The sequence below is a fragment of the Enterobacter cloacae complex sp. P15RS genome (genome assembly GCF_014895905.1).
In the GTDB taxonomy this organism is placed as follows: Bacteria; Pseudomonadota; Gammaproteobacteria; order Enterobacterales; family Enterobacteriaceae; genus Enterobacter; species Enterobacter quasihormaechei.
The window spans coordinates 337,847-338,097 of record NZ_JADBQL010000013.1; the positions used below are offsets into that span (position 1 = coordinate 337,847).

The 251-nt window shown below is 60.6% G+C and carries 1 protein-coding gene; it reads right to left on the reverse strand.

All coding sequences use genetic code 11. The features are described from left to right. The coding region (locus tag IM267_RS09370) for an Ig-like domain-containing protein (protein ID WP_193033251.1) at positions 1-251 on the reverse strand (251 nt) is incomplete at both ends.

The window sequence follows — 251 nt, forward strand, 5'->3', positions numbered from 1 at the left end:
TCCAGATTGGCAGGTGCATCCGGCGCGGTGAGATCCGGTGCCGTGACCTGACCGCCCTGGCTGGTATTGCCGGACGGATCGGTGGCGGTGGCGGTGATCTGCTCCCCGTTGGTGAGCGGCGTACCCAGATCGATAGTAAATTTACCGTCGCTGCCGACCTTGCCCGTTCCAATGGTGTTGCCATTGGCATCTTTCAGAGTAATCGTGCTGCCCGGTTCAGCCGTACCGGTTACGGTTTTGCCGTCAGGTGA